This window comes from Microbacterium sp. A20 (genome assembly GCF_004794515.1).
In the GTDB taxonomy this organism is placed as follows: domain Bacteria; phylum Actinomycetota; class Actinomycetes; order Actinomycetales; family Microbacteriaceae; genus Microbacterium.
The window spans coordinates 22360-28918 of record NZ_SSDF01000053.1 but is presented as its reverse complement, the minus strand read 5'-3'; the positions used below and the strand labels follow the sequence as shown (position 1 = coordinate 28918).

Here is a 6559-nt window from a genome sequence, read left to right as displayed (position 1 = left end):
CCGGCTTCGCCGCCGTCTTGGCGGCAGCGGGCTTGGCCGCGGGAGCGGACTCGGCCGCACCCTTGAGCGACCCGTCGGCCTCGATCGCCGCGCGCAGCTTGCGCGCCACCGGCGGTTCGATGGTCGAAGAGGGGCTCTTCACGAACTCGCCGAGTTCCTTGAGCTTTGCAAGAGCGACCTTGCTGTCGACGCCGAGTTCGGCGGCGATCTCATGTACGCGTGGTTTACCAGCCACAATTCTCCTGTCTGAGTCGGTCCACCCAGACAGGGCAGACCACTAGTCGCGGACGGGTCTCATTTCGAGCCGTTCACTTTGTTTCCATAGCTGTTCAGCCTTTGTTTCTTGGTGGGTGCTGTTCGAAGGTCCGCGTGTCCAGCTCAGTGGCCACGCGCAGTGCTCGTCCGAATGCGCGGCGTCGCAGAGCGGCATCCATGCATTCCCGAGTCGGATGGACCCACGCGCCGCGCCCCGGCAGCACAGCACGCTCATCGATGATGAGAGTGTCGTTCTGGGACACCACCCTGAGCAGGGTGGAGCGGGGAGCACGCGTGCGACAACCGACGCACGTTCGTACGGGTTCCATCTTACACCTGCGTTTCACCCCGCCTCGCCCGCGCGCCGGGCGAGGCGGAAGGCCGGAGCCGGTCAGTCGAGGACGCTGTCCGGCTGGATGTCGATCTTCGCGCCGGTGAGCTTGGCGGCCAGACGCGCGTTCTGACCCTCCTTGCCGATCGCGAGCGACAGCTGGTAGTCGGGCACCAGGGCCCGAACGGCCTTGGTGCTCGCGTCGAGCACGAAAGCGCTCGTGACCTTGGCCGGCGACAGCGCGTGCGCCACGAACGTGGGCAGGTCGGCGTCGTAGTCGACGATGTCGATCTTCTCCCCCGCAAGCTCCTCGGTCACGGCGCGCACGCGGCGGCCGAGCTCCCCGATGCAGGCGCCCTTCGCGTTGATCGACGGGTCGTTCGCCTTGACGGCGATCTTCGTCCGGTGACCGGCCTCGCGGGCCAGTGCCACGATCTCGACGAGACCGGCGGCGATCTCCGGAACCTCGAGCGCGAAGAGCTTGCGGACGAGCCCCGGGTGCGTGCGGGAGACCGTGATCTGCGGTCCCTTGAGCCCCTTGGCGACGCTGGTGACGTACACGCGCACACGCGATCCGTGGGTGTACTCCTCGCCGGGCACCTGCTCCTCGGGGGGCAGGATCGCCTCGACGGCACCGAGGTCGACGTGGATCATGCGCGGGTTCGGACCCTGCTGGATCACGCCGGCGACGATGTCACCCTCTTTGTCCTTGAAGTCGCCGAGCACGACGTCGTCGGCGATGTCACGCAGTCGCTGGCTGATGACCTGCTTCGCGGCGAAGGCCGCGATCCGGCCGAAGTCGTCGGGGGTCGCATCCTCTTCGCCGATGATGGCGTCTTCCTCGTCGCGGACGACCTGCAGGATGGCGACATGCCCGGTCTTGCGGTCGAGGTGCACGCGGACGCCCTCGGGCGTCACACCGTCCTCGGAGACATGCTTGGAGTACGCGGTCAGGATCGCCTGCTCGATGATCGCGACGAGTTCGTCGAAGGGGATCGCCTTCTCCTTCTCGATCCCTCGCAGAAGACTCAGTTCGATGTCCATGACGGCCTCTCTATTCAGCTCTCGTCGCGCCTGTTCGCACGCGCGACATCCGTACCACGATACCCTGTGCCAACCGGCCCCTGCCACGACGGCGGCAGTTTTCCGCGCCGGAAGTCGAGGAGGACGCATGGGATCGTTCGACACGATCGTGATCGGTGCGGGAATGTCGGGTGTCACGGCCGCGCGCATGCTCGCCGATGCGGGGCATCGAGTCGTGATCCTGGAAGGTCGCGACCGCGTCGGCGGGCGGATGCACACCGATCGGGAGGCGGGGTTCTCCGTGGACCGTGGCGCCTCCTGGATTCATGGAATCGACGGATCGCCACTGTGGGATCTCGTCCAGGCACTTCGGATTCCGACGATCGAGTACACAGTGGGCAGCTTCCAGGTCGGCGGGCGGCCCATCGAGAACTTCGACGGGGATGGGCGCCCCATGGGTGCCGACGCCACCGCTCAGTGGATCGACGATGTCGATGCGGTCGATCGACTCCTCGTCGAGGAGATCGGCGCCTCCTCCCCCGGCGACACATATCTCGACGTGACGGAACGAGCTCTCGACCGGTCCGGCCTCGCGCCGGAGCGCATCGACGACATCCGCGAGTTCTTCCGTCACCGGGTCGAGGAGCAGTGCGGTGCCTGGATCGGAGACCTCGACGCACACGGCCTCGACGAGGACGCGATCGACGGGGATGAGGTGATCTTCCCGCGCGGATACGACGAGGTTCCCCGGCGCATCGGCGCGGGTCTCGACATCCGCCTCGAGACGACCGTGACGAGGGTGGATCACTCGAGCAGCGGGGTGGTGGTGCACGCCGGCGACACAGCCTTCACCGCGGATCAGGTCGTCGTCACCGTCCCCCTGGGCGTGCTCAAGGCTGGCGCGATCGCCTTCGATCCTGCACTGCCGGAGGCCGTGGCCGGTCCTCTCACACGACTCGGGATGGGAGTCTTCAACAAGGTCTTCATCCAGTTCGACAGGCGGTTCTGGAACGAGGACAGCTATGCGCTGCGTGCGCTCGGCGAGGCCGGTGAGCACTGGCATTCCTGGTACGACGTCTCCGCTGTCAGCGGCCTGCCCACCCTGCTGACCTTCGCCGCAGGCCCCTTCGGAAGACGGATGCAGGAGCTCCCCGACGAAGACGTCGTCGCCGATGCCGTGCGTGCCCTCCGCGTGCTCTACGGGGATGCGGTCGGCGAACCCCGGGCTCATTGGGTCACGCACTGGGGTCAGGACGAGTTCTCGAACGGCTCCTACTCACATCTGGCCCTGGGGTCGAGTCATCACGACCACGACGACCTGGCCGGCCCCGTCGACGGAGTCCTGCACTTCGCGGGCGAGGCCACCTGGGGCGATGAGCCTGCCACCGTCGGCGCGGCCTACTACTCGGGGCACCGCGCCGCGGAACGGATCCTGGGCCGCGCGATCGACCTCGACGACTTCGCGGCTCGCATCATCGAGCGGGAGCAGAGGGAAGTGCGTTGATCGCACCGATCAGTCGGAACAGATTCCCGACCTGACGCTGATCGAGGTGGAGCATCAGCCGCGGCAGCTCCAGCAGGTCGTCGTCGGCGACTTCCGGTTGCCGCGGTGCGGTCCTCTCGATCCGCCCGGAGGAGAGCATCGAGGCGAACTGTTCGTTCAGCGCGTCGATCTCGGCGTCCGTCGGCTCCGCGCGCAGGCGCAGCACGAGCGCCCCACCGACCCACCGCAGCGAATCGTAGTTGTGCCAGAAACCGGTGATCTCCGCACGAGCCGCGTCGACGGAATCGGTGATGACCACCCGATCGAAGTCGCCTTCCGAAATCACTCCCGTGGGAGCGAGGTGGTCGTCGATGAAACTCCGAAGACCCTGCCAGAACGTGCCTCCCGGCTGATCCAGGAGCACGATCGGCGTGGGCTCCGCTTTCCCCGTCTGCTGCAGCGTGAGCAGCTCGAACATCTCGTCCAGGGTGCCGAACCCACCGGGAAGACAGATGAACCCGAGCGATTCCTTGATGAGCATCAGCTTGCGAGTGAAGAAGTACTTCATCGCGACGACCTGGTCGTTGTCCGTGATGAGACCCTGCGCCTTCTCCTCGAACGGGAGACGGATCGATACGCCGAGAGAGAGCGCGGGACCGGCACCTTCGGAGGCCGCCTGCATGATCCCGGGGCCCGCCCCCGTGACCACCATCCACCCGTCACTCGCCAGCGCGGCGGCGACGTCGCGAGCAGTGAGGTAGAGCGGGTCGTCCTGCCGGGTTCTCGCGGAACCGAAGACGGTCACCTTGGGGACACCGCGGAACGGTGCGAAGAGTCGGAAGGCGTCGCGCATCTCCGCCAGCGCAGCAGAGGCGATCTTGAGGTCGAGCCGGTCGGCGTCATCCTCTCCCAGCAGAATCGCCGTCCGCACCATCCTCCTCACCAGCCGACGGTCGGCGTGTGCATCCGCGCCGTCGAGGATGGCGTCGATCTCGGAGTTGAGGGCGTCCGGCAGCGGTTCGTCGATCATGACACCAGCGTGGCACGCGGCCGGATCCCCGTGGGCCGCAACGCCGCGCATCGCGTCGACGTCCCAGGCTGATCATCGCCCGGTCTGGATGTCAATGCCCATGCCGCCCGCGGCCAGACGCGGCACTGTGGAGTCATGACCGAGATCACCGGACCCGAAGCCCTCGCCCGCATCGCCGAGCTCGTCGAAGACATCGACTTCACGATGCTGACCACGATCGACGAGGAAGGCAACCTCGTCAGCCGACCGATGTCGACCCGGCAGATGGACGACGCCGGAGGCATCTGGTTCTTCACCGCTGAGGACACCGAGAAGGTCGCCGAAGCTCGCCGACACCACGATGTGGGCCTCGCGTACTGCGACGCCAAGGGCATGCGGTACGTGTCCGTCGCCGGCACCGCAGAGATCGTCCACGACCGAGCCAAGATGGAGGAGCTCTACTCGCCGTCGTTGGAGATCTGGTTCGCGGACGGATTGGAGACGCCGGGCATCGCTCTGCTCCGGGTCACGCCGAAGGTGACGGAGTTCTGGGAACCGGCGAAGGGCAGACTCGCGACCGCGGCCGGCGCCCTCAAGTCCCTCGTCACCCGCGACACTCCGGATGACGACATCATGAACCACGGCCGCATCGTCTGCTGACGACGCCGCCGCGGCTCTCAGCCGGCGGCGGTGAGTCGGGCGACGACCTCATCGACGGAGACCGCATCGCGCTCGCCCGTCGCGCGGTCCCAGAGTTCGACCTGTCCCTCGGCGGCACCGCGGCCGACGATCACGATCTTGGGCACGCCGACGAGCTCGGCATCGCCGAACTTCACACCCGGTGACACCTTCGGGCGGTCGTCGTACAGCACGTCGAGACTCGCGGCTTCCAGCTGCGCCGAGAGCCCCTCGGCCACATCGAACGCGACCTGATCGCGACCTGCCGCGACCACCTGCACATCGAACGGCGCGACCGATGCCGGCCAGATGAGGCCCTTCTCGTCGTTGTTGAGCTCAGCGATGATCGCCAGGATGCGGGTGATGCCGATGCCGTAGGAGCCCATCGTCACCGTGACGAGCTTGCCGTTCTCGTTCAGCACCTTCAGTCCGAGCGCCTCGGCGTACTTGCGGCCGAGCTGGAACACGTGACCGATCTCCATGCCCCGTGCGATCTCGACCGGACCGGAGCCGTCGGGGGCGGGGTCGCCGGCGCGCACGTTCGCGATCTCGACGATCCCGTCGGCAGCGAAGTCGCGTCCGGCGACCACCGAGTGCGCATGCTTCTGATCGATGTTGGCCCCGGTGATCCAGCTCGTGCCCTCGCTCACGCGGGGGTCGACCAGATAGCGGATCCCGGTGGCCGACTCCTCGCCGAGCACGGCGCCGGTCGGCGACCAGGGCCCGATGTACCCCTTCACCAGAAGCGGGTTGTTCTCGAAGTCATCGGCCGTGGCCGTCTCGACCGCAGCGGGCGCGAAGGCGACCTCGGCCCGCTTCTCGTCGACGTCGCGGTCGCCGGGGATGCCGACGATGACGAGCTCGCGCGTGCCGTCCAGGTGGGTCAGGGCGAGAACCACGTTCTTGAGCGTGTCGGCGGCCGTGTACTCCCCCTCGAGCTCGCGGTTGCTGTGCGCGACCAGCGTCTCGATCGTGGGGGTGTCCGGGGAATCGAAGATCACCGGAGCAGCATCCTCGTCGAACGGGATGGCATCGGGCACCGCGGTGGTGAACGCCTCGACGTTCGCCGCATACCCGCCCTCGCTGCGCACGAAGGTGTCCTCGCCGACGGGGGTCGGGTGCAGGAACTCCTCGCTACGGGACCCGCCCATCGCACCGGCATCCGCCTGAACGATGACGTACTCGAGTCCGAGTCGCTGGAAGATGCGCTCGTATGCGTCACGCTGTGCCTGGTAGCTGACGTCCAAGCCCTCATCCGACGAATCGAACGAGTACGCGTCTTTCATCGTGAATTCGCGCCCACGGAGGAGGCCGGCGCGAGGACGAGCCTCGTCGCGGTACTTGTCCTGGATCTGGTAGATCGAGAGCGGCAGATCCTTGTACGACGAGTACAGGTCTTTCACCAGCAGCGTGAAGGCCTCTTCATGCGTGGGGGCGAGGAGGTAATCGCCACCCTTGCGGTCCTGCAGGCGGAAGAGCAGGTCTCCATACTCGTCCCAACGACCGCTCGCCTCATAGGCCTCACGAGGCATCAGTGCGGGGAAATGGACCTCCTGCGCGCCAGCCGCGGCCATCTCCTCACGGACGACGGTCTCGATCTTCGACTTGACGCGAAGTCCCAGTGGCAGCCACGCGAAGATGCCGGCGGCCTGCGGGCGGATGTATCCCGCCCGGATCAGCAGCCGGTGGCTGGCGACCTCTGCGCCTGCAGGGTCTTCACGGAGCGTGCGGAGGAAGAAGTTCGAAAGACGAGTGACCACGGAGCAAGTCTAGTGAGCCG

The 6559-nt window shown here is 66.9% G+C and carries 7 protein-coding genes; 2 read left to right on the top strand and 5 right to left on the bottom strand.

Annotated features, from left to right (window positions below; translation table 11 throughout):
- The 3 genes from DW298_RS04115 to nusA form a co-directional block, all read right to left on the bottom strand.
- Positions 1–235 (bottom strand): translation initiation factor IF-2 N-terminal domain-containing protein (locus tag DW298_RS04115; protein ID WP_136041207.1); only part of this gene is annotated, 235 nt, incomplete at its 3' end.
- Positions 236–329: 94 nt separating this feature from the next.
- Complete coding sequence (locus DW298_RS04110) at positions 330–584, bottom strand: YlxR family protein (protein WP_136041206.1); 255 nt, start codon at positions 582–584, stop codon at positions 330–332.
- Positions 585–646: 62 nt separating this feature from the next.
- Positions 647–1630, bottom strand: a complete 984-nt coding sequence (gene nusA / locus DW298_RS04105) for a transcription termination factor NusA (protein ID WP_136041205.1) — start codon at positions 1628–1630, stop codon at positions 647–649.
- A 127-nt stretch (positions 1631–1757) separates the two neighbouring features.
- On the opposite strand from nusA, the gene DW298_RS04100 reads away from it, so the two are divergent.
- Positions 1758–3113, top strand: a complete 1356-nt coding sequence (locus tag DW298_RS04100) for an NAD(P)/FAD-dependent oxidoreductase (RefSeq protein WP_136041204.1) — start codon at positions 1758–1760, stop codon at positions 3111–3113.
- On the opposite strand, the gene DW298_RS04095 is transcribed toward DW298_RS04100, so the two are convergent.
- On the bottom strand, positions 3082–4122 hold the full coding sequence (locus DW298_RS04095; protein ID WP_136041203.1) for a TIGR00730 family Rossman fold protein: 1041 nt from the start codon (positions 4120–4122) through the stop codon (positions 3082–3084). The genes DW298_RS04100 and DW298_RS04095 overlap by 32 nt on opposite strands.
- A gap of 135 nt (positions 4123–4257) precedes the next feature.
- Here DW298_RS04095 and DW298_RS04090 point away from each other — a divergent pair, with 135 nt between their 5' ends.
- Entirely contained in the window at positions 4258–4761 is a 504-nt protein-coding gene (locus DW298_RS04090) for a pyridoxamine 5'-phosphate oxidase family protein (RefSeq protein ID WP_136041202.1), read from the top strand.
- Between the two features lie 17 nt (positions 4762–4778).
- On the opposite strand, the gene DW298_RS04085 is transcribed toward DW298_RS04090, so the two are convergent.
- Positions 4779–6539, bottom strand: a complete 1761-nt coding sequence (locus DW298_RS04085; protein WP_136041201.1) for a proline--tRNA ligase — start codon at positions 6537–6539, stop codon at positions 4779–4781.
- Positions 6540–6559 lie beyond the last annotated feature (20 nt).